Source organism: Streptomyces sp. NPDC025618 (genome assembly GCF_055558795.1).
Genome location: NZ_JBVHLW010000004.1, coordinates 259,695 through 279,767 on the forward strand (window position 1 = coordinate 259,695; position 20,073 = coordinate 279,767).

Genomic DNA, 20,073 nt, shown 5'->3' on the forward strand with positions numbered 1-20,073 from the left:
CCGGCCCGTACCGCCGCTCTCGGGGAGCCCGCCACCATGCTCAGGTATCTGCCGACTCTGCTGGTCCTGGGCCTGTGGATCTACGCGTTCATCGACTGTCTGAACACTCCCGAGGAAGAGGTGCGCGGCCTGCCGAAGATCGGCTGGGTGATCGTCATCCTGCTCTTCGGCGGCGTGCTGGTCGGGCCGGTCGCGTGGGTGATCGCGGGCCGTCGCCGCGGGGTGTCGCGGCCCCGCGCGGGCGGGCCGGGCGGCGGGCAGCGGTGGGTGGCTCCCGACGACAACCCCGAGTTCCTCCGCTCGCTGCGGCGCGAGGACCCCAACGGGGGCAACACGCAGGGCTGACGCCCGGAAACACGCTGCCGTACGGGCTAGCGGCGCATCACCCGATGGGGTGGAACTCCCTCGTACGTACGATGACCTTTTCTCCCAACTGGTGCCCCTTCACCGCCATTTGACGCACCGTTCACACGCCCCCTCCTGCCCTCGTCACACCTGTGCCGGGAGAGTCGGCCGGGTCACACTGTGGCCTCACGCGACTCCAGGGAGAGGGGCAACGCCATGCCCGAGATGACCCGACGCAGACTCCTCGGCGCGGCGGCGGGAGCGGTGGGCGGCGCCGCGGCGCTGTCGCTGCTGCCGCCGAGCGTGCAGCGGGCGGTCGCCGCCGGACCGGCCCGGCGCGGCGCGCTGCGCGACATCGAACACGTGGTCCTGCTGATGCAGGAGAACCGCTCCTTCGACCACTACTTCGGCACTCTCAAGGGCGTACGCGGCTTCGCCGACCCGCACGCCATCAAGCTCCCGAACGGCAAGAGCGTCTTCCACCAGCCGGACGCGAAGAACCCCGACGGGCACCTGCTGCCGTTCCGGCTGAACACCGGCAAGACCAGCGCCCAGGCGATCCCCACCACCTCCCACGCGTGGGAGGTGCAGCACGAGGCGTGGAACGGCGGCCGGATGGACCGCTGGCTGCCCGCCCACCGCAAGGCGGACGGCGCCAACGCGCCCTACGTGATGGGCTACCACACGCGCGAGGACATCCCCTTCCAGTTCGCGCTCGCCGAGAGCTTCACCCTCTGCGACAACTACTTCTCGTCGGTCTTCGGCCCCACCTGGCCCAACCGGCTCTACTGGATGACGGGCACCATCGACCCCGGCGGCGGCCACGGCGGCCCGGTGATCGACAACAGCGCGCCGAAGCCGTACCGCTGGACCACCTACGCGGAGCGCCTCCAGGCCGCGGGCGTCAGCTGGCGCGTCTACCAGGAGGAGGACAACTACGAGTGCAACCTGCTGGAGGAGTTCCAGCAGTTCAAGAACGCCAAGCCCGGCAGCGCGCTCTACGAGCGCGGGATGCGCCGCCAGAAGGCGGGCGCCTTCGAGGACGACGCCCGCAACGACCGGCTGCCCACGGTCTCCTGGATCATCCCCACCGCCGGGCAGTCCGAGCACCCGGACTACCTGCCCGCGGCGGGCGCGGACTACGTCGCCAGGAAGATCGGGGCCATCGCCGACAACCCCGACGTGTGGGCGAAGACCGTCTTCATCCTGAACTACGACGAGAACGACGGCCTCTTCGACCACGTGCCCCCGCCGGTGCCGCCCCGGGGCACGCCCGACGAGTTCGTCCACGGCCTGCCGATCGGTGGCGGCTTCCGCGTGCCGTGCATGATCATCTCGCCCTGGACGGTGGGCGGCTGGGCCGCCGGGGAAGCCTTCGACCACACCTCCTGCCTGCGCTTCCTGGAGGTCGTGACGGGCGTCAAGGAGCCCAACATCAGCGCCTGGCGCCGCCGGACCTTCGGCGACCTCACCTCGGCCTTCGGCTTCCCGCGGCCCGCGCCGCGGCCGCCCGCGCTGCCCCGTGACACCGCCAAGCAGCTCGCCCAGGCCAAGTGGGCCGTCACCCACCTGCCCAAGCCGGCCCTGCCCGGCTCCGGCCAGACGCCCCCGCGGCAGGAGAAGGGCAGCCGCCCGCGGCGCTGACACACGCGCGACGGCCCGCCCCCTTCGGAAGGGGGCGGGCCGTCGCGTGCGGAGCGGTCAGACGCCGGCGTAGGAGTGCTTGCCGGTGACGAAGATGTTCACGCCGTAGTAGTTGAAGATGTACGTGGCGAACGCGAACAGCGCGATGTAGGCCGCCTTGCGGCCCTTCCAGCCGGCGGTGGCGCGGGCGTGGAGGTAGCTGGCGTAGCTGACCCAGGTGATGAAGGACCAGACCTCCTTGGGGTCCCAGCCCCAGTAGCGGCCCCACGCCGCCTCGGCCCAGATGGCGCCCGCGACGATGGTGAAGGTCCACAGCGGGAAGACGGTCGCGTTGACGCGGTACGCGAACTTGTCGAGCGTCGCGGCGGCGGGGAGCCGGGAGACGGGGTTGTCCGTGCCCTTGGCCACCTTGGCCTTGAAGCGGGCCCACGTGCGGTCCCGCGGCAGCTCGGCGAGGTAGCGGTCCAGACCCGGGCCCGTCCGGCCCGCCACCAGGCGCGCCTCGTAGCCGTCCCGGACGAGATACATCAGCGTCGAGCACGCGCCGACCCACAGGGCCGCGCCGGAGATGATCGCGCAGGAGACGTGGATGTACAGCCAGTACGAGTGCAGGGCGGGCACCAGCTGGTCGCTGTCGGTGTAGAGCACCGACAGGGCGAGGCCCAGGTCCAGCAGAATCGTGGTGGTCAGCGGGAGGCCGAGCCAGCGCACGTTCTTCTTGAGGACCATCAGGACGAGGTAGACACCGACGACGGTCATGCCGAAGGTCGTCGAGAACTCGTACATGTTGCCCCACGGCGCCCGCTGCACCGACGCCGCCCGGGTGCCCACCGAGCCCGCGTGCAGCAGGAAGGCGAGGACGGTCAGGGAGATGGCGACGCGGCCGTAGACGTCGCCCTTCTCGCTGGTGCCGGCCGCGCCGGGGCCGTCGGGGACGTCCCGGCTGCCGACGGCGGAGCGGGTGACGACCTTGGGGCGCTCCAGCACGGCGGTGCCGCCGCCCTGGGCCGCCTTGCCGGACGCGGCGGCCGCGGCCGCCTCGGCCTCCACCGTGATCGCGGCGGCGGTCCGGCCGACCGCGCTGCGGCTGCCGAACACCCACTCCGCGATGTGCGCGAGGAAGGCCAGGGTGTAGACGGCCATGGCCGAATAGATCAGCACATTGCTGATGTGCGCCAAGTTCTCGTTGGCTGCGGCAGCGATCGACGTCACGCGCGCGCTCCTTCGGAGGAGGGTTCAGCGGAATCTGCGGGCTCGGTGGGTTCTTCCGGCGCCACGGGCGGGGCGTCGGGCATCAGGGCGACGGCGAGGTCGGAGATCTCCTCGGGCAGCTTCGCGGACTCGCTGCGGCCGAGGCCCGCCATCTCGACGACGGTCCGCCCGTCGGCGCCGCGCACGGCCCGCACCCACACGCGGCGGCGCTGGATGAACAGCGACCCGGCCACGCCCACGAGGGCGGCGACCGCGCCGGTGAGCGCCATGCCGTTGCCGGGCTGCTGGGAGACCTGGAAGGTGGCCCAGGGCTTGATGCCCTCGAACTTCAGGGTGCCCGCGCCGTTGGGGAGCGTCATGGTGTCGCCGACCTTCAGGGCCTGCGCGTAGGGCTTGCCGCGCTCGTCCTTGAACTGCTTCATCTTGGACACGTCGAGCTGGTAGACGCTCTGCGGCAGGCCGGAGTCGATGCCGAGGCTGCCGTGGTAGGCGGTGAGGACCAGTCGCGGGTTGTCCAGGGCGGGGAACCGCGAGGCCATGCCGTCCCTCGCCAGGTCCTGGGACAGTGTCGGCACGAAGTTGCCCTTGAAGCCGAGCTGGTCCTTGTTGCCGTCCTTGTCTCGGTAGTCCGGCACCTTGATGACCGTGGACTCCGTGATGTTGCTGTCCAGCGGCAGCGAGGCCACCGCGCCGCGGTAGGCGACCTCGCCCTTGCCGTCCTTGACCGTGACGACCGGGGCGTAGCCGTGGCCGATCAGATAGACCTTCGAGTCCGCCGTCTCCAGCGGCTCGTTCACCTTGATCGTCTTCTTCTTGGGGGTGCCGTCCGCGCCGTCCCAGTACGTGACCTTGGCCTCGTAGGTCCGCGGCGTGCCGCGCTGGGGGCCGGTGCGCTCGTACGTGCCCTCGAAGCTGTCCATCGTGAAGCCGAAGGGGCTGAGGTCGTCGGAGGAGAACAGGGAGCCCGACTTGAAGTCGTCGTACTGCGTGAGGGTGTTGGAGAACTTGTCGCCCTCGACCATCAGCTTCTGGCCCTCGGACTTCCACAGCTGCCCCGAGGCGAAGGCCAGGAGCAGCACGATCAGCGCGATGTGGAAGACGAGGTTGCCGGCCTCGCGGAGATAGCCCTTCTCGGCGGCCACGGCGTCGCCGCCGGCCTCCGTGCGGAACCGCCGCCGCTTGAGCAGCTTCCCGGCCGCGGCGAGCACCTGCCCGGGCTCGGCGTCCGTCCGCCAGGTGGTGTGCACCGGCAGCCGGTCCAGGCGGCGCGGCGCGCCCGGCGGGCGGCCGCGGAGCTGGCCGACGAACTGCCAGGTGCGCGGGACGATGCAGCCGACCAGGGAGGTGAACAGCAGGATGTAGATCGCGGAGAACCACACCGAGGTGTAGACGTGGAAGAGCCCGAGCTTGTCGTAGACGGACGCCAGCGTCTCGTGCGACTTCTTCCAGTTCTCGGCCTTCACCGCGTCGACGCTCGTCTGCGGGATGAGCGAGCCGGGGATGGTGCCGAGCGAGAGCAGGAAGAGCAGGATCAGCGCGACCCGCATCGAGGTCAGCTGGCGCCAGAACCAGCGCATCCAGCCGACGGCCTCCCGCCCCGACCAGGCCAGCCACCCCAGGGCGCCGGGGCGGCGCACGCCGCCGAAGGAGCCGGGCACCGCCTGGCCCTCCTCGACGGGCGCCGTGGACAGCTGGGAACCGGCCGCGCCGATGTCCTTGTCCTCGGTGGTGGGGGGGGTTGTCTCAGCCATGTGTCAGACCTCGGGAACGAAGGAGTCGGACCACTGTCGCATGTCGGCGATCAGCTGGTCCCAGGCGCCGGTGAGCAGCAGCACGCCGACCGCGATGAGCATGGCGCCGCCGATCCTCATGACCCAGGCGTAGTGCCGCTTGACCCAGCCGAACGCGCCGAGGGCGCGCCGGAAGGCGAGGGCGGCCAGTATGAACGGCAGACCGAGGCCGAGGCAGTACGCGAACATGAGCAGCGCGCCCCGTCCGGCGCTGCCCTGGTTGAAGGCCAGCAGCTGGACGGAGGCGAGCGTGGGGCCGATGCAGGGCGTCCAGCCGACGCCGAACATCGCGCCCAGCAGCGGCGCCCCGGCCAGCCCCATCACCGGCTTCCTGTGGAAGCGGAACTCCCGCTGGCCCCAGCGGGAGAGGAGGCCCATGAAGGCGAGGCCCATCACGATGGTGAGGACGCCGAGGATCTTGGAGATCGTCTTCTGGTGGGCCTGGAGGTCCGCGCCGATGTTGCCGAAGAAGGCGCCGCCGGAGACGAAGACCGCGCTGAAGCCGAGCACGAAGAGCAGTGAGCCGGCGAGCATCCGGCCGCGCTTGGCCTCGGCGATGTCGGTGCCGCTGACGCCGGTGACGTAGGAGAGATAGCCGGGCACGAGCGGCAGTACGCAAGGGGAGAAGAAGGAGACCAGCCCGCCGAGTACGGCGATGGGCAGGGCGAGCAGCAGCGCGCCGCTGAGGACGGTCTGGTTCATGTCCCCGGCGGCGGCGAGGGTGGTGACGGCGGTCACCGGGTCACTTCTCCGCGACGAGTGGGTCGAGCGTCTTGCGCAGCTCGTCCTCGGTCAGCGCCTTGATGGCCCGTGCGGCGATCTTGCCGTCGCGGTCGATGAAGACCGTCGAGGGGATCGACTGGGGGCTGAGGCTGCCCTTGGGGAAGCGCAGCAGCAGCTGGCCGCCGGAGTCGTAGAGGCTCGGGTACGGGACCTCGAATTCCTTCTCGAAGCGGAGCGCCGGGGCGGGGTCGGTGTCGCGGGTGTTGATGCCCACGAACTGGACGCCCTTGTCCTTGTAGTCGTTGGCGACCGTGACGAGGTTCTTGGCCTCGCCGCGGCAGGGGGAGCACCAGGAGCCCCAGACGTTGAGGACGACGACCTTGCCCTTGTAGTCCTTCGCGACGTCGAGCTCCTTGCCCTCCAGCGTCTTGCCGGAGAGGTCCGGCGCGCTCTGGCGGGCGCCCTTGTCGTTCACGACGCTGACGCCGCCGGTGCCCTGCACGAACTGGGTCTGGCCGCCGCTCTTCGGGTTGTCACCGGAGCCACAGGCGGTCAGGGTCAGGGCCGCGAGGGCGGTGCAGGCGGCCAGCAGGGTGGTGCGACGGCGGGATTCGATGCGTCGAAGGGCGCGGCAGGCACTCATGTGAAAAGTTTCGCATGGTCCGTTTAGGGATCTTCCGCACCCCCCTCAAGGGCCCCTCCAACGAGTCGGCGCACGGGTGACGGGCCCCTGCCGCGGCTCGCCGGGGGCTCACCGGGGGCTCACCGGGGCCGTCGGCGGCCCGTCAGGCGCTCCTGGCGCTCCACTTCTCGCCGACGTCGAGCCGGCGCAGCTTCTCCAGGACGGCCGGGTCCTGGGCGTCGAGCCAGTCGACGAACTGCCGGAAGGAGAGCAGCCGGACGTCCTTGCGCTTCTCGTCGGCGATGTATTTCAGCGCCTCCTCGACGGCGTCCATATAGATGCCGCCGTTCCACTGTTCGAAATGGTTGCCGACATAGAACGGCGCGCGATTCGTCTCGTACGCGCGGTCGAAGCCGGCGATATACGACTCCGTGGCCTGGCGGCGCCAGCGGTCGTAGTGCTCGGGCGGGCCCTTGGTGGTGTTCTTCGACTGGTTGGCGAGGATGTTGTAGTCCATCGAAAGGACTTCGAACGAATGGCCGGGGAAGGGCATCTGCTGCAACGGCAGATCCCACAGGCCGTGCCTTTTACCGGGCCACACCTGAGTGCCGCCCGGGGAACTCGCGTCGTAGCGCCAGCCGAGTTTCTTCGCGGTCGGCAGGAGATTGTCCTGGCCCAGCAGACACGGCGTGCGGCTGCCGCAGAGTTCCTTGCGGTAGTCGAAGGGCAGCGGTTCGAGGTCCTTGAAGCCGGTGTTGGTCCGCCACTCGGTGACGAAGGAGACGGCCTGCTCGATCTCCGACTCCCAGTCCTCCGGGGTCCACTGGGCGACGGAGCCGGAGCCGGAGCCGGAGCAGAAGTGCCCGTTGAAGTGGGTGCCGATCTCATGGCCGTCGAGCCAGGCCAGCCGGATGTTCTCCAGGGTCGCCTGGATGTGCTCGTCGGTGAGATAGCCGATGTCGGAGGCGCCCACCGGGTTGTTCGGCGGCTTGTACAGGTCCTTCTTCGCCTCGGGGAGGCAGTAGAGCCCGGAGAGGAAGAAGGTCATGTACGCGCCGTGGTCCTTGGCGAGCTTCCGGAAGCGCGGGAAGAGGCCGTTGCCGACCTCGCCCGCGCCGTCCCAGGAGAAGATCACGAACTGCGGGGGCTTCTGCCCCGGCTCCAGCCGCTCCGGCTTGGGCGGCTGGTTGGGCTGCGGCCCGGCGTCGGCGGTGGAGCCGTCACCGATCGGGCTCGCCTTGGCCCGCTCGCTCGCCTTGGCCGAGGGGTCGTGTTTCTCGGAGCCGGCGGGAGAGGAGCAGCCGGCGACGCCGGTCAGCGCGGCGGCCGCTCCCGCCCCCACTCCCATGCCGAGGAGACCTCGTCGGCTGATCTCGCGCATGTCGTCTCCGTCCGTACTCGCCACGCCTCCATACACCTTGTCGTCCATATAAAACGACATTGCGTGGGACGGCGCGTCGAGTACGGCGGTTGCGCATTCTCGCCGGTCTTTGCAGCGCTTTACCCGGTTTTAGCCGGACGGTCGCGGAGTTCTCCGCACGGCATTACGCTCAGGCGCCAAATGCCTTGGCCCCGCCCTTTACCGGTTTCGCGCCCGCGAGCAGATGCGCCGGGACCAGATCCCGGGCCGGCTCGCTGTAGCCGACCGACACGATTTTGTCCCCCCTGAAGGTGAACGTCGTCAGGCTCGCCAAAGTGCACTGCCGTTTACGCGGGTCGTGCCACAGCCGCCGCCGCTCCGCGAAACTGCGCACGATCCAGATCGGCAGCTGATGGCTCACGCAGACGGCCTCGTGGCCGCGGGCCGCGTCACGCGCCGCGCCGAGCGCGCCCATCATCCGCACGACCTGCTCGACATAGGGCTCACCCCACGACGGGCGGAAGGGATTCGTCAGGTACTTCCAGTTGGCCGGCTTCTTCAGCGCGCCGTCGCCGACCCCGAAGGTCTTCCCCTCGAAGACGTTCTCCGCCTCGATCAGCCGCTCGTCCGTCGCCAGGTCCAGACCGTGCGCCTTGGCGATCGGCTGCGCCGTCTCCTGCGCGCGCTCCAGCGGGGAGGCGACCACATGCGTGATGTCCCGCCCCGCCAGATGCTCGGCGACCCGGTCGGCCATCCGCAGCCCCAGGTCCGACAGGTGATAGCCCGGCTTGCGCCCGTAGAGCACGCCCTCGGGGTTGTGCACCTCGCCGTGCCGCATCAGATGGACGACGGTGATCTCACTGCCGTCCTTCGCCTTGCCGGCGTCGTTGCTCATCGCGTTGGTCATCCCGTCCGTCATTCCGTCGCCTCGGCAGCCGCCCGCGCCGCGGCCGGCAGCGCCGCCGCGATCCGCTCGACCGCCGCACTGTCATGGGCCGTCGAGACGAACCACGACTCGAACGCCGACGGCGGCAGATAGACGCCCTGCGCCAGCATCGAGTGGAAGAAGGCGTTGAAGCGGAACGACTCCTGCGCCTTCGCCTGCTCGTAGTCCGTGACCTCGCGGCCGGTGAAGAACACGGAGAACATGTTCGACGCCGTCTGGAGCCGGTGCGCCACGCCCTCCTTCGTCAGGGCCGCCGTCACCAGGCCGCTGATCTCCGCGGCGACCGCGTCGACCTTCGCGTACGCCGCGTCGTCCAGCAGCCGCAGCTGCGCGAGGCCCGCCGCGGTGGCGACCGGGTTCCCGGAGAGCGTGCCCGCCTGGTAGACCGGACCCGCCGGGGCCAGGTGGCCCATCACGTCCGCGCGGCCGCCGAAGGCCGCCGCCGGGAAGCCGCCGCCCATGACCTTGCCGAAGGTCATCAGGTCCGGCCGCACGCCGTCGATGCCGAACCAGCCCGCCTTGCTCGTACGGAAGCCGGTCATGACCTCGTCCGAGATGAACAGCGCGCCGTTCTTGGCGCAGGCCGCCTTCAGGCCCGCGTTGAAGCCCGGCTTCGGCGGGACCACGCCCATGTTGCCCGGCGACGCCTCCGTGATCACACAGGCGATCTCGCCCGGGTGCGCGTGGAAGGCGGCGTGCACGGCCTCCAGGTCGTTGTACGGCAGCACGATCGTGTCGCCCGCCTGCGCGCCCGTCACCCCGGGCGTGTCCGGCAGCCCGAACGTCGCCAGCCCCGAGCCCGCCGCCGCCAGCAGCGCGTCCACGTGGCCGTGGTAGCAGCCCGCGAACTTGATCACCTTGGCGCGGCCGGTGAAACCGCGCGCGAGCCGGATCGCCGACATCGTCGCCTCGGTGCCGGACGACACCAGGCGCACCTGCTCCACGGGCTCCACCCGGGAGACGATCTCCTCGCCGAGCGCCACCTCGCCCTCGCCGGGCGTGCCGAAGGACGTGCCGCGCGCGACCGCCTCCTGCACGGCGGCGACCACCTCGGGGTGCGCGTGGCCGAGGATCATCGGCCCCCACGAACACACGAGGTCCACATACTCCCGGCCGTCGGCGTCCGTCAGGTACGGACCCGTACCGGACACCATGAACCGGGGCGTACCGCCCACGGCGCGGAAGGCGCGCACCGGGGAATTCACGCCGCCGGGCGTCACGACAGCGGCACGGTCGAACAGCGCTTGCGAGACGGGGGCTTCATACGAATAAGGCACTTGGAATCCTGACCTGCGGAAACGTAGGAAGGGACGGCGGCTGGCCGCGCGCCCCGGCTGGCAGCGGTGCGGGCTCGCCCCGCTCGCGACCGGGCGTCAGCCCTCTCGTGTCTGCGAGACTGGGGCTTCATATGGGTAGCTCACGCTAGCCATGGTCTCAGAGCCCTGTACCGAGTCGTCTTCGGGCGTTTCACACGCTGTTCACGGGGGAGGTCTCTGAGACGATGATCGGGTTGCGCGGCGGGGGCTGTGCTGCGTAAAAAAGCGGTCGGGTGGAGATATGCATCGCGGTGGCGGACTGGGCGAGGGCACCGATGACCTGGGGCCCGAGCGAGCCCAGAGGTCCCGCAGGGGGCGCCACAGGGGCCGTCGTGAAGAAGACGGCGCGGGAAGCAGCAGGAGTGGTGGCCGGGTGGGGGTGACCTACAAGTACTTCGGGGCGCCCAACAGCGCCGCCGCGGCCAACGTCCCCATCTCCATGCGCCCCGAGGAGCTCGGCGGTGACGAGCTCGGCATGGGCGGCATGTTCACCAAGATCAAGCCGGAGACGATGGCCGCCATGGTCCTCACCGGCATCGAGGGCATACCCCTGCACAAGGTCCCCCCGCTCGAACTGGTCGTCCTCCACCCCGACTACGCCGTCGTCAAGCTCCCCATGACCGTCGTCGACCCGCTGCGCGGCATCGGCGAGGAGTCCGTGGGCGCCGCCGCCTTCATCTGGTCCACCGTCCCCGACCGCGGCGGCCCGCGGGACGCGTTCACCGTCTATCAGCTGCTCCGCGAGTGGCAGGACTTCTCCCACCGCCTGCACGAGAACGGCCACCAGCCGTACTGCCTGGTCTGGCCCTGACCGGACCGGCACGCCCCGTCCCCCGCGACGCGCCCGCGCCGCCCACCGGTCAGCGCGGTGCGAGCAGGTCGGTGTCCACGGTGCCCTGCACCACCTGCTGAGCGATATCCGCCAGCCGCATCTGCCGCGGGCGGGCATAGCCGCGCAGGGCCTCGAACGCCTCGTCCAGGCCCACCTGCCAGCGCTCGGCCAGCACACCCTTGGCCTGCTCGATCACCACCCGGCTGTGGAGCGCGGCCTGCAGCTGCGACTTGTCGATGTTGCTCTGCTCGATCGTGCGCTGCTGCAGAATGGCGATCGTGGCCACGTCCGCCAGCGCCTGGGCCAGCTGCACATCGGACTCGGAGATCTGCGTGTCGCGGGAGTCGAAGAGATTCAGCGCGCCGATGACCTGGTGCCGCAGCCGCATCGGAATGGCGTGCGTCGTACGGAAGCCCACCCTGCGGGCGCGGGCGGCGAAAGGACCGAAAGCCGCCGTGGCCCTGGGGGACTCCAGATCGATGCCCAACTGCGCCTGGCCACTGCGGTAGCACTCCACGCACGGCCCCTGGTCGTGCTGGAGGGCGAACAGCTCCAGCAGCCGGGTGTGCTCGTCCGAGGCCGCGATGACCTGCAGCTCGCCGAAAGTGTTCGCGATCATCACGCCGACGGCTTCGATGTCCAGCAGTTCGACGCAGCGGGCCGCGAGCCGATGCAGGAAATCGATCAGATCGAAGTCGTCGATCAGCGAATCGACGGCCTCGACCAGGACCTCCAGCATGCGTTGCCGGCTAGCCATGGCCATCATCCCCATTCCTCGAAAGACGGGTCCGGCCCGTCATCAGCTTGTCGGAAGTGCAATCGGCGGGCCACGACGTCCTCCGCGACCCTCGTCAGGGGAACCTCGTGCCGGTAGGCGTGGGCACGCAGCAGCACCAGGGCCTGGGCGACGGTCTCCTGTGCCTGGACGCTGACCATCCCGCCGGCCTGGTGCACGACGGCCCGGTGCAACTGCGCGGCGGAATCGGCCGCGGCGAAGGCGGTGGCCCGCTCCCCGTCCAGCAGCACCGCGGTCATCGCCGCGGTGAGGATCAGGGCGTCATCCATCGCGGCCGTCGTCAGCGGGCCCGCGGCGGACCGCTGCGCGGTCAGCACGCCCAGGCACACACCGCCGATCCGCAGGGGAAAGCAGAAGAGGGCAGCCACCCCGAGCACGGTCAGCTCCGGCAGCAGTGCGGGCCACCGGTCGGAGCGGACGCGCTCCAGATCCGGCTCCATGACCACGGTGCCGGCGCTCAGGGCATCCGGACCCGGTCCCTCGCCGAGCGTGAACTGCTCGTCCTCGAGACGCTCGCTGACTCCCGGGCAGGACCACACCAGCTCGCCCAGCGCGCCGTCCGTCGCGAGCGAGAGCGCGACCCCGTCCACGCCGAGGACGCGGGCGCACTCCAGCGGATCCCCGCCGATCAATCCGGAGGCCGACCGCGAGGCCATGTCGCGCAGCACCCGGGCCATCCCCGCGCTGGTAGCCACAACGCCACCCGCTTCCCGGGCCGACCCCCTCGGGCTGCCCCCGGAGCGGGGGACCCGTTGCCCTCACCCTACGCCCTGCTCCCCTTGCCGGGACTGCCGTCGAGGGCATCGAGATCGGCCAGATCCGTCAGCGAGGCGACCGGCGCGAAGACATCCAGCAGCTCGGCCATGCGCATGACCTTCAGCGCCCACGGCCGGGTGCACAGCACCGCGAACCTGCCGCCGGCCGCGAGCACACCCCTGCGGGCCCTGCACATCAGGCCCAGGATCACGCAGTCGAAGAACGTCACCTCACGCAGATCCAGCACGACCACCGGCTTCTCCAGCGCCAGCAGCCGCACCAGCAGCTCCTCGATCTCCGGCACCGACCCGATGTCGAGCTCACCACTCAGCCGCAGCACGCCCCAACGGCCCACTACACGGATACACGACGCGCTCTGCCACTCGGTCATGAGTGCCCCCCTGGGTGTCAGTGCGAGACGGTGGCGGAAGCCGGGCCGGACACCGTCGCCACCAGGGACAGGGGCAGCTATGACGAAGGTATGCCCCACCGCCGCCGCGCAAAGCCCGCGGCGCGTTTTCCCGCTTCCGAAGGGGTGGGAAGCCGTAAAACCGGCCCTCACGTGCGGCGGTCACTGGTTAACTCTCGGAGGGTCTGCACCCACCGGTGGCCGGGACCCGCGCTCCCGGCGACAGCCGGCCCGTCCGACCGGCTTCCGGAAGCCCGGCCGGCGCCCTACGGTGAGCCCGTGGCCCTGGCCCCCGGCCGCCGTCTCCCCCGGAGTCACCGGCCACCTCCCGCCCTGCCGGTCGCCCCGCGGTCGTAGACGGAGCGGCCGGTGCGCTCTGCCTGGGGGAGGGCGGGAGCACCGGCCGGCTCCCGTCGGGACGTAACGTACGCCCCATGCTCAACCTCCGCTCCGTCGCCCTCTTCGTCCTCGCCGCGCTCCTGGAGATCGGCGGCGCCTGGCTCGTCTGGCAGGGCGTGCGCGAGCACCGGGGCTGGGCGTGGATCGGCGCGGGAGTGCTCGCCCTCGGCGCCTACGGCTTCGTCGCCACGCTCCAGCCGGACGCCGAGTTCGGCCGCATCCTCGCCGCGTACGGCGGGGTCTTCGTCGCCGGGTCGCTGGCCTGGGGCATGGTCGCCGACGGCTACCGCCCCGACCGCTACGACGTGGCCGGCGCGCTGGTCTGCCTCGCCGGGGTCGCGATCATCATGTACGCGCCGCGCGGCCGCTGAGCCGGCCGCCTGCGGAGCCGCTCGAACGCGAGGCCGCATATCCTGCGGGCGGATCCCGCACGCCGCACCACAGGAGGCCCGCCATGAGCACCCGCACCGCCGTCGTCACCGGCGCGAGCAGCGGCATCGGTGCCGCCACCGCCCGCCGGCTGGCCGCCGCCGGCCACCGCGTCGTCCTCACCGCCCGCCGCGCGGACCGCGTCGAGGCCCTGGCCGCGGAGCTCACCGAGGCCGGCCACGAGGCGGTCGCCTACGGGCTCGACGTCACCGACCGCGCCGCCGTCACGGCCTTCGCGGCGTACCTGGACGACTTCGAGAGCGTCGACGTCCTGGTCAACAACGCGGGCGGCGCGCTCGGCACCGACCCCGTCGCGACCGCCGACCCCGCGGACTGGCGCGCGATGTACGAGGTCAACGTGCTCGGCGTGCTCCACCTGACACAGGCGCTGCTCCCCCGGCTCGTGGCGAGCGGCGACGGCACGGTGCTGATCGTCTCCTCCACCGCCGGACTCGGCACCTACGAGGGAGGCGGCGGCTACGTCGCCGCCAAGCACGGCGCGCACGTCATCGCCGAGACCCTGCGCCTGGAACTGTGCGGGCAGCCCGTACGCGTCATCGAGATCGCCCCCGGCATGGTGAGGACCGACGAGTTCGCCGTCACCCGCTTCCGCGGCGACACGGAGAAGGCCGCCGCGGTCTACGCCGGCGTCGCCGAGCCGCTGACGGCCGAGGACGTCGCGGACACCATCACCTGGGCGGTCACCCGGCCCCCGCACGTGAACATCGACCTGCTCGTCGTACGCCCCCGCGCCCAGGCCGCCAACCACAAGGTGCACCGCGAGGGCTGAGCGGCCCTGGGACCTGCGACGCAGGACCCTGGACCGATGACACGGATGATCATCAGGGGTTACCTTGCCCGTGCAACGGCCGCCATGGGGGACGGCCCGTACGAAAAGGAACCTCGCATGCGCGTCACCGGCTTCGACCACCTCGTCCTGAACGTCTCCGACGTGGAGCGGGCCCTCGCCTTCTACTGCGGCCCGCTCGGCCTGGAGCCCGTCCGCGTCGAGGAGTGGCGCGCGGGGAAGGTGTCCTTCCCCTCGGTGCGCGTCTCCCCCACGACCATCATCGACCTGGTCGACCGCGCCCGGGGCGAGTCCAACGTCGACCACATCTGCCTGGTCGTCGAGCCGCTGGACTGGCAGACGGTGATCGACGCGGGCACCTTCACCGTCGTCGACGGCCCCGGCAAGCGCTATGGCGCCCGCGGCGACGCCGAGTCCCTCTACGTCCTCGACCCGGACGGCAACACGGTCGAGCTGCGCTGGTACCCGCAGGACGTGTGAGGCGCCCCGCGTCTGCTCCTCCAGGTCTTGGGCGCAGAAGCGCTTCTTCGCGGCGTTGCCGCTGCGGCTCGTCTTCCGGCCCGCGCCACGGGAAGCGGAGTTGAAGGACGAGGGGTCGCCGAGGCCGCGCACGATGGACGAACCGGTGCCCATCGAGCCCGGGATGATGCCGAACTCGCCGTCGCCCGCGCGGATCGCCCCCTTGCGGGTGACGAGCGGTTCCTTGTCGTCGTAGGTCTCCTCGGCCACGTAGCCGTGGAGACACACGTGGCGGGTGATCGGCGGTTGCGCCCCGGCAGGGACCCCTGATGGGACTCCCTACCGGGGCGCGGGAGTTCACGAGAACCTGACCGAGCGGAACTTCTGCCGTGCATTGCCCACACCGGTCTTGGCCTTGACGGAGTATCGGTAGCCGGTGCAGTTGTTCTCCGACCATGTCGTGGCTTGTGTGCTGGCCCTGTTATTGGCAGCGAACGCGGGCTTGGTCTTCTCCGGGTCTGCCGCCTGCGGAATGACGATGCATTCCTTGCTTGCCGGATTGTTCAGGTAGCCGAACTGGTTGGCTCCATTCGCGTCGACGTAGGTGTAGGAGAACTCGCCCTCAGCGGCGGAGGCCGGGCCGGGAGCGGTGAGCAGGAGGGTGAGGGCGCAGGCAGCGGCGGATGCGATGGCGCGTAGGCGCATCAGGTGGGATCCTCACGTCGCAGGGGGTTACACAGGCAACCCCGCACTGCCCAGCGCCGCGCACGGGTAAGCGTCGCCCCGCCCGAACCAGGCCGACGAAACGTTAATGCACCCCCCGTTCGGAGTAGTCCCGCACAAGAGTGCGCCCACTCCTGGCGGGCCGTGGCTCGGCCTGCACGGGAGCGGGCGACGCCCGCGAGAGGGCGGTCACCCCAAGCCCCCTGGGGGCTTGGGCGCTGCTCAGGGGGTGTGGGCGCAGGGGTAGGCCCTACGCGCCCTTGGTCAGGCTCTCGATGATGCCCTCGGCGCCCGTAAAGAGGTTCTGGACCGTGTCATCAGCGGCGGCGACGGTATTGACGACCGTGCTATCACCGGTGTCGGCGATGGCGGGTGTGGTGAGGGCGCCCAGGAGCGCGGCGGTTCCCAGAATGACGGCAGCGGTACGGCGCATGGCTATATGCCTTTCGAGCACGGCGAGTTGGGCTTCGACTCGGCGGCTGGTTCGAGTCGTAGCCCAGTTGCCCAAGCGGAACGTCATATATGCGCCACTCACCCGAACGAGCAGAGAGGCTCCCTGACTGCGACGCTGCCCCCGAGGGCGCATCCGGTGAGTCAGTCACGAACCACGTCAGCGCCTAGGCCGCCTGGAGGACCCGGGCCCGCTCGTTGAAGTCAGCCACAAGAGGGTGCTGGCCGAGGGGGATCATGCGGCGCTGGAGATCCTGGACAGCTTCCACGCTGCGGGACGACTTCACCCGGCGGGCGAGGTCGAGCGTGCGGACTCCCGCCGCGTGGGCCGCTTCGAGGTCTCGGCGCTGCAAGTGGGTGACGGCAAGAGCCGCCTGTGACATGGCTCCGCGACGGGCCCGGTTCTGCTTGCGGGCGTGGGCGATCGAGGCGCGGGCGTGTTCTTCGGCGTGGTCCGGCTGGTCGATGTCCCGGAAGGCGTTGGCCCACTCACCGCCGAGGTACGCAGGGTCGATGAACTTGGCCCACTCAGGTTCGTTGGCCGCGTCCACCTTGCCGGAATTCTGCTCTGCCTGGGCGATAGCCCGCACAGTGGCCTTCTTGTCCCCGAGAACCGCATGGGCCCTGGCTTCGAGCGTCCAGAGGTCGGCAAGGCACGCTGGGGACTTGGTACGGCTAAGCCCCTGACGGCCCGCTTGGGCAAGGCGCTTGCCCTCATCGGGGTGACCAGGCAGCGTGGCTTGGTCCGCCATGCCTGCGAGGACGTGTGCGCCGAGTGCAGGGTCAGAGGAGACGTGGGGGTGTCCCCACTCCGCCGCGCGGGATCGAACCCTGGCGGGCGAGTTCGCCCTTCGACCACCCCGAACGACCAATCCGGTCGGCGAGCTTCGCGTTCGAATTCTTCACTGCTGCCATCCACGAGATCGACAGGCGTGGTGGATTCACCACGGTTCACCACTACTCCGGAAGCTACCCGTTGAGGGGCCCCGGATGGTGGCTATGCGTGCGACAGGAAGCGAACGCGGAGGCCGACGATATGAGCAGCGGACGGTACGCGGTAGACACCCGGACGAACAGGCTCGGGGAGCGCATGGGCAATGACGGCCCGTACGTACAACTGCGGCCCGCCGGCGGTGGTAGGGAATGGGACTGCCCGCCGGGCAAGCTGCGCGAGCCCACGGAGGACGAGATGAAGGCGGCGCGCGTACTGGGGTCACCGGTGGGGGGACGATCATGAGCGAGCCGCGCGCTGTGATCACACACGTTTGACACAAGGTTGCGACGCACCCGCTAAGCGAGGTAACCGTGACGGTGCAGGGCCTGAGCATCGGGTGCTCCTGGACGCTCGCACCGACGGCGAACCTCAAGGCGGCTGACGAAGCGATGATGACCCACGCGGGTCTTCACAGCCACCCGACGTTCGCCCGGACGGCTCCGGCCCCGCGACGGGTAAGTAGGCGGCACACGTGACCACACGCACAGAGGAGGCGGGCCCCTCGGGGCTCGCCTCTGCGCTCGTTGAAGCGGGCGCACTGACTTCTGACTGGCTGCCGACGTTCAAGGCGGTCCCGCGTGAGCTGTTCGTGCCTGACCGCATCTGGCCGGGCATCGCGGACGGCACACAGCAAACAGCACTGGTGGACCGCGCCAAGGACCCGGAAACCTGGTTCGAGGCGGTCTACTCCGACATACCGCTCACGACGCAGTGGGACGACGGACAGCACTCCGGGGATGGGCTGGGCGTCACGCCGACAAGCTCCAATTCCATGCCCCGCATGGTCTTCTCCATGCTCGCCGACCTGGACGTACAGGAAGGCCACCGAGCGTTGGAGATCGGCACCGGAACGGGCTGGAACGCCGCGCTTCTCGCGCACAGGCTCGGCGGCGCGAACGTGATCAGTGTCGAGTACGACGCGGACGTGTCCAAGGCCGCCATCGAGAACCTTCGGCGCGCCGGCCTGGCACCCCTGCTACTCGTGGGGGACGGCCGCATGGGTCACGCCGGCAGTGCCCCATTCGACCGGGTCATTGCCACGTGCTCGATCGGGGAGGTGCCCCGGGCGTGGATCGAGCAGACCAGTCCCGGCGGCGTCATCGTCGCCCCCTGGGGCACGACGTACGGCGGCGAGTACGTCGTACGCCTGACCGTCGGCGAGGACGGCACGGCAAACGGCCGCTTCACCCGCTCCAGCGCTTTCATGCGCCTGCGACAGCAGCGCACGGAACGCCCGCCTTTTGATGCCTACCTCAAGGGCCAGGAATGGCCCGCAGACGGCGTCAGGGGCGTGACGGCACTGGCGCCCGCTGCCATCGGCGGGTGGCTCGAACAGTTCGTGATCGGGCTGCAAGTGCCCGGGGCGTTCTGGCGCGCCGAACGGTACGACGACGGCACCTACACGCTGTGGACGTACAGCACCGACACCCAGTCGTGGGCATCAGCCGACTGTGAGCCCGAGGCAAACGAGTACGTTGTGGCCCAGTCCGGCCCGCGCCGTCTGTGGGACGAGACGGAAGCGGCCATCCAGTGGTGGGAGGAGAACGGCCGCCCTGGCTTCGACCGCTTCGGGCTCACCGTGGACAGCGACGGGGAACGCGTCTGGCTCGACACCCCGGACAACCTGGTTCCCCGCCGGAGCACGTAGCCGCTCCCCGCACCGGCCCCGATCGGCGTTCCCCGAGCGCCGGCCGGGGCCCTTGAGCGTCGAGCCGGTGAAGAGCCGCTGTCAGCCCTTCACGCAGACGACCTGCTTGAGCTTCGCCACGACCTCGACGAGATCCCGCTGCTGCTCGATGACCTTCTCGATCGGCTTGTAGGCGCCCGGGATCTCGTCCACCACGCCGGAGTCCTTGCGGCACTCCACGCCCCACGTCTGCTCCTCCAGGTCCTGGACGGAGAAGCGCTTCTTCGCGGCGTTGCGGCTCATCTTCCGGCCCGCGCCGTGGGAGGCGGAGTTGAAGGACGAGGCGTTGCCGAGGCCGCGCACGATGTACGAACCGGTGCCCATCGAGCCCGGGATGATGCCGAACTCGCCATCGCCCGCGCGGATCGCCCCCTTGCGGGTGACGAGCAGTTCCTTGCCGTCGTAGGTCTCCTCGGCCACGTAGTTGTGGTGGCAGGAAATGACAGGCTCGAACGTCGGCTTGGCCTTCACGAACTCCCTGCGGACGACGTCCTGGAAGAGCGCCATCATCAGCTCGCGGTTGTGCTTCGCGTACTCCTGGGCCCAGAAGAGGTCGTGGCGGTAGGCCGCCATCTGCGGGGTGTCGGTGACGAAGACGGCGAGGTCACGGTCGATCAGATCCTGGTTGTGCGGCAGCTTCTGCGCCTGGCCGATGTGGTGCTCGGCGAGCTCCTTGCCGATGTTCCGGGAGCCGGAGTGCAGCATCAGCCAGACCGAATCCGACTCGTCGAGACAGAATTCGATGAAGTGATTCCCCCCGCCGAGCGTCCCCATCTGCTTGACCGCGCGGTCCTGACGGAATCTGACCGCTTCCGCGACACCGTCGAACCGGCTCCAGAAGTCCGCCCACCCCGCCGTCGGCACGCCGTGCAGCCGGGCCGGGTTCACCGGGTCGTCGTGCATCCCCCGGCCCACCGGGATCGCCGCCTCGATCCTCGAGCGCAGCCGGGACAGGTCCGCCGGGAGGTCCGCCGCCGTCAGCGAGGTCTTCACCGCCGACATGCCGCAGCCGATGTCCACGCCGACCGCCGCCGGGCACACCGCGCCCCGCATCGCGATCACCGAGCCGACCGTGGCGCCCTTGCCGAAGTGGACGTCCGGCATCACCGCGAGGCCCTCGATCCAGGGCAGGGTCGAGACGTTGCGCAGTTGCTGCATGGCGACGCCCTCGACCGTGGCCGGGTCGGCCCACATGCGGATCGGTACACGGACGCCGGGCACCTCGGTGTAGGACATCGTTTTCCTCATAACCCCGTAAAAGCAAGATAACGCAAAAGCCGTACAAATCTGACGATTCACGACAGGGAACCGGCAGACCGGGCGGTGCGTGCGGTAGACATACCTTCCAGCCACCGCCTTTCCGGCGGCAACCC

21 protein-coding genes and 2 pseudogenes are annotated in these 20,073 nt (G+C 70.1%); 8 read left to right on the forward strand and 15 right to left on the reverse strand.

All coding sequences use genetic code 11. The features are described 5' to 3' along the window. Nucleotides 1–36 precede the first annotated feature (36 nt). The gene (locus ACZ4A5_RS06765) at nucleotides 37–345 is read left to right on the forward strand and encodes a PLDc N-terminal domain-containing protein (protein ID WP_467579053.1); all 309 of its coding nucleotides are present in this window, start codon (nucleotides 37–39) and stop codon (nucleotides 343–345) included. A gap of 216 nt (nucleotides 346–561) precedes the next feature. Beyond that, nucleotides 562–1,989 carry an alkaline phosphatase family protein gene (locus ACZ4A5_RS06770; protein ID WP_467579055.1) on the forward strand — a complete coding sequence of 476 codons (1,428 nt, stop codon included), beginning with the start codon at nucleotides 562–564 and terminating at the stop codon, nucleotides 1,987–1,989. A gap of 57 nt (nucleotides 1,990–2,046) precedes the next feature. Here ACZ4A5_RS06770 and ccsB read toward each other — a convergent pair whose 3' ends face one another. From ccsB to hemL, 7 genes are all read right to left on the reverse strand, one after another. After that, nucleotides 2,047–3,201, reverse strand: coding sequence for a c-type cytochrome biogenesis protein CcsB (gene ccsB, locus ACZ4A5_RS06775; RefSeq protein WP_467579057.1), 1,155 nt, complete (start codon nucleotides 3,199–3,201; stop codon nucleotides 2,047–2,049). Further along, nucleotides 3,198–4,952, reverse strand: a complete 1,755-nt coding sequence (gene resB / locus ACZ4A5_RS06780; RefSeq protein WP_467579059.1) for a cytochrome c biogenesis protein ResB — start codon at nucleotides 4,950–4,952, stop codon at nucleotides 3,198–3,200. Before resB ends, ccsB begins: the two co-directional genes overlap by 4 nt. A gap of 3 nt (nucleotides 4,953–4,955) precedes the next feature. Further along, on the reverse strand, nucleotides 4,956–5,729 hold the full coding sequence (locus ACZ4A5_RS06785; RefSeq protein ID WP_467579061.1) for a cytochrome c biogenesis CcdA family protein: 774 nt from the start codon (nucleotides 5,727–5,729) through the stop codon (nucleotides 4,956–4,958). A gap of 4 nt (nucleotides 5,730–5,733) precedes the next feature. Beyond that, nucleotides 5,734–6,357 (reverse strand): TlpA family protein disulfide reductase, encoded by a 624-nt coding sequence (locus ACZ4A5_RS06790; RefSeq protein WP_467579063.1) that lies wholly within the window; start codon nucleotides 6,355–6,357, stop codon nucleotides 5,734–5,736. Nucleotides 6,358–6,499: 142 nt separating this feature from the next. Beyond that, the gene (locus ACZ4A5_RS06795; protein WP_467579145.1) at nucleotides 6,500–7,717 is read right to left on the reverse strand and encodes a polysaccharide deacetylase family protein; all 1,218 of its coding nucleotides are present in this window, start codon (nucleotides 7,715–7,717) and stop codon (nucleotides 6,500–6,502) included. 169 nt (nucleotides 7,718–7,886) lie between these two features. Next, nucleotides 7,887–8,591, reverse strand: a complete 705-nt coding sequence (locus tag ACZ4A5_RS06800) for a histidine phosphatase family protein (protein ID WP_398875067.1) — start codon at nucleotides 8,589–8,591, stop codon at nucleotides 7,887–7,889. A 20-nt stretch (nucleotides 8,592–8,611) separates the two neighbouring features. Further along, nucleotides 8,612–9,919: a glutamate-1-semialdehyde 2,1-aminomutase gene (gene hemL, locus ACZ4A5_RS06805; RefSeq protein ID WP_467579065.1), complete on the reverse strand. Its 1,308-nt coding sequence runs from the start codon at nucleotides 9,917–9,919 to the stop codon at nucleotides 8,612–8,614. A 280-nt stretch (nucleotides 9,920–10,199) separates the two neighbouring features. Between hemL and ACZ4A5_RS06810 the strand changes: the two genes are divergently transcribed. Next, entirely contained in the window at nucleotides 10,200–10,769 is a 570-nt protein-coding gene (locus ACZ4A5_RS06810; RefSeq protein WP_366006185.1) for a hypothetical protein, read from the forward strand. Between the two features lie 49 nt (nucleotides 10,770–10,818). Here the strand turns inward: ACZ4A5_RS06810 and ACZ4A5_RS06815 are convergent, their stop codons facing one another. The 3 genes from ACZ4A5_RS06815 to ACZ4A5_RS06825 all read right to left on the reverse strand — a co-directional run bounded on the left by ACZ4A5_RS06815 (nucleotide 10,819) and on the right by ACZ4A5_RS06825 (nucleotide 12,733). After that, complete coding sequence (locus ACZ4A5_RS06815) at nucleotides 10,819–11,547, reverse strand: ANTAR domain-containing protein (RefSeq protein WP_467579067.1); 729 nt, start codon at nucleotides 11,545–11,547, stop codon at nucleotides 10,819–10,821. A gap of 5 nt (nucleotides 11,548–11,552) precedes the next feature. Continuing rightward, nucleotides 11,553–12,281, reverse strand: coding sequence for a GAF and ANTAR domain-containing protein (locus ACZ4A5_RS06820; RefSeq protein ID WP_467579069.1), 729 nt, complete (start codon nucleotides 12,279–12,281; stop codon nucleotides 11,553–11,555). A gap of 68 nt (nucleotides 12,282–12,349) precedes the next feature. Then, nucleotides 12,350–12,733: an STAS domain-containing protein gene (locus tag ACZ4A5_RS06825; protein WP_467579071.1), complete on the reverse strand. Its 384-nt coding sequence runs from the start codon at nucleotides 12,731–12,733 to the stop codon at nucleotides 12,350–12,352. Nucleotides 12,734–13,185: 452 nt separating this feature from the next. Between ACZ4A5_RS06825 and ACZ4A5_RS06830 the strand changes: the two genes are divergently transcribed. From ACZ4A5_RS06830 to ACZ4A5_RS06840, 3 genes are all read left to right on the forward strand, one after another. Then, nucleotides 13,186–13,521 (forward strand): YnfA family protein, encoded by a 336-nt coding sequence (locus tag ACZ4A5_RS06830; protein ID WP_467579073.1) that lies wholly within the window; start codon nucleotides 13,186–13,188, stop codon nucleotides 13,519–13,521. A gap of 83 nt (nucleotides 13,522–13,604) precedes the next feature. Then, complete coding sequence (locus ACZ4A5_RS06835) at nucleotides 13,605–14,369, forward strand: SDR family NAD(P)-dependent oxidoreductase (RefSeq protein ID WP_467579075.1); 765 nt, start codon at nucleotides 13,605–13,607, stop codon at nucleotides 14,367–14,369. A 117-nt stretch (nucleotides 14,370–14,486) separates the two neighbouring features. Beyond that, nucleotides 14,487–14,867, forward strand: coding sequence for a VOC family protein (locus tag ACZ4A5_RS06840; RefSeq protein ID WP_467579077.1), 381 nt, complete (start codon nucleotides 14,487–14,489; stop codon nucleotides 14,865–14,867). A gap of 3 nt (nucleotides 14,868–14,870) precedes the next feature. Here ACZ4A5_RS06840 and ACZ4A5_RS06845 read toward each other — a convergent pair. The 4 genes and pseudogenes from ACZ4A5_RS06845 to ACZ4A5_RS06860 all read right to left on the reverse strand — a co-directional run. Continuing rightward, nucleotides 14,871–15,131: pseudogene (locus ACZ4A5_RS06845) on the reverse strand (RtcB family protein); the annotation flags it as partial. 72 nt (nucleotides 15,132–15,203) lie between these two features. Continuing rightward, nucleotides 15,204–15,551: a hypothetical protein gene (locus tag ACZ4A5_RS06850; protein ID WP_467579079.1), complete on the reverse strand. Its 348-nt coding sequence runs from the start codon at nucleotides 15,549–15,551 to the stop codon at nucleotides 15,204–15,206. Nucleotides 15,552–15,819: 268 nt separating this feature from the next. Beyond that, complete coding sequence (locus ACZ4A5_RS06855) at nucleotides 15,820–16,002, reverse strand: hypothetical protein (RefSeq protein ID WP_467579081.1); 183 nt, start codon at nucleotides 16,000–16,002, stop codon at nucleotides 15,820–15,822. Between the two features lie 184 nt (nucleotides 16,003–16,186). After that, a pseudogene (locus ACZ4A5_RS06860) lies at nucleotides 16,187–16,810 on the reverse strand (transcriptional regulator); the annotation flags it as partial. A gap of 245 nt (nucleotides 16,811–17,055) precedes the next feature. On the opposite strand from ACZ4A5_RS06860, the gene ACZ4A5_RS06865 reads away from it, so the two are divergent. After that, nucleotides 17,056–17,256, forward strand: a complete 201-nt coding sequence (locus ACZ4A5_RS06865) for a hypothetical protein (protein WP_467579147.1) — start codon at nucleotides 17,056–17,058, stop codon at nucleotides 17,254–17,256. Between the two features lie 229 nt (nucleotides 17,257–17,485). Continuing rightward, nucleotides 17,486–18,661, forward strand: coding sequence for a methyltransferase domain-containing protein (locus tag ACZ4A5_RS06870; protein WP_467579083.1), 1,176 nt, complete (start codon nucleotides 17,486–17,488; stop codon nucleotides 18,659–18,661). Nucleotides 18,662–18,742: 81 nt separating this feature from the next. Here ACZ4A5_RS06870 and ACZ4A5_RS06875 read toward each other — a convergent pair whose 3' ends face one another. Then, nucleotides 18,743–19,936 (reverse strand): RtcB family protein, encoded by a 1,194-nt coding sequence (locus ACZ4A5_RS06875; RefSeq protein ID WP_467579085.1) that lies wholly within the window; start codon nucleotides 19,934–19,936, stop codon nucleotides 18,743–18,745. Between the last annotated feature and the right edge of the window lie 137 nt (nucleotides 19,937–20,073).

Excerpts from the sequence above, each read along its gene's own strand:
- ACZ4A5_RS06765 (WP_467579053.1), top strand. The coding sequence starts at position 37 with ATGCTCAGGTATCTGCCGACTCTGCTGGTCCTGGGCCTGTGGATCTAC.
- ACZ4A5_RS06770 (WP_467579055.1), top strand. The coding sequence starts at position 562 with ATGCCCGAGATGACCCGACGCAGACTCCTCGGCGCGGCGGCGGGAGCG.
- resB (WP_467579059.1), bottom strand. The coding sequence starts at position 4,952 with ATGGCTGAGACAACCCCCCCCACCACCGAGGACAAGGACATCGGCGCG.
- ACZ4A5_RS06790 (WP_467579063.1), bottom strand. The coding sequence starts at position 6,357 with ATGAGTGCCTGCCGCGCCCTTCGACGCATCGAATCCCGCCGTCGCACC.
- ACZ4A5_RS06795 (WP_467579145.1), bottom strand. The coding sequence starts at position 7,717 with ATGCGCGAGATCAGCCGACGAGGTCTCCTCGGCATGGGAGTGGGGGCG.
- ACZ4A5_RS06800 (WP_398875067.1), bottom strand. The coding sequence starts at position 8,591 with ATGAGCAACGACGCCGGCAAGGCGAAGGACGGCAGTGAGATCACCGTC.
- ACZ4A5_RS06810 (WP_366006185.1), top strand. The coding sequence starts at position 10,200 with ATGCATCGCGGTGGCGGACTGGGCGAGGGCACCGATGACCTGGGGCCC.
- ACZ4A5_RS06815 (WP_467579067.1), bottom strand. The coding sequence starts at position 11,547 with ATGGCTAGCCGGCAACGCATGCTGGAGGTCCTGGTCGAGGCCGTCGAT.
- ACZ4A5_RS06825 (WP_467579071.1), bottom strand. The coding sequence starts at position 12,733 with ATGACCGAGTGGCAGAGCGCGTCGTGTATCCGTGTAGTGGGCCGTTGG.
- ACZ4A5_RS06830 (WP_467579073.1), top strand. The coding sequence starts at position 13,186 with ATGCTCAACCTCCGCTCCGTCGCCCTCTTCGTCCTCGCCGCGCTCCTG.
- ACZ4A5_RS06835 (WP_467579075.1), top strand. The coding sequence starts at position 13,605 with ATGAGCACCCGCACCGCCGTCGTCACCGGCGCGAGCAGCGGCATCGGT.
- ACZ4A5_RS06840 (WP_467579077.1), top strand. The coding sequence starts at position 14,487 with ATGCGCGTCACCGGCTTCGACCACCTCGTCCTGAACGTCTCCGACGTG.
- ACZ4A5_RS06850 (WP_467579079.1), bottom strand. The coding sequence starts at position 15,551 with ATGCGCCTACGCGCCATCGCATCCGCCGCTGCCTGCGCCCTCACCCTC.
- ACZ4A5_RS06855 (WP_467579081.1), bottom strand. The coding sequence starts at position 16,002 with ATGCGCCGTACCGCTGCCGTCATTCTGGGAACCGCCGCGCTCCTGGGC.
- ACZ4A5_RS06865 (WP_467579147.1), top strand. The coding sequence starts at position 17,056 with ATGAGCAGCGGACGGTACGCGGTAGACACCCGGACGAACAGGCTCGGG.
- ACZ4A5_RS06875 (WP_467579085.1), bottom strand. The coding sequence starts at position 19,936 with ATGTCCTACACCGAGGTGCCCGGCGTCCGTGTACCGATCCGCATGTGG.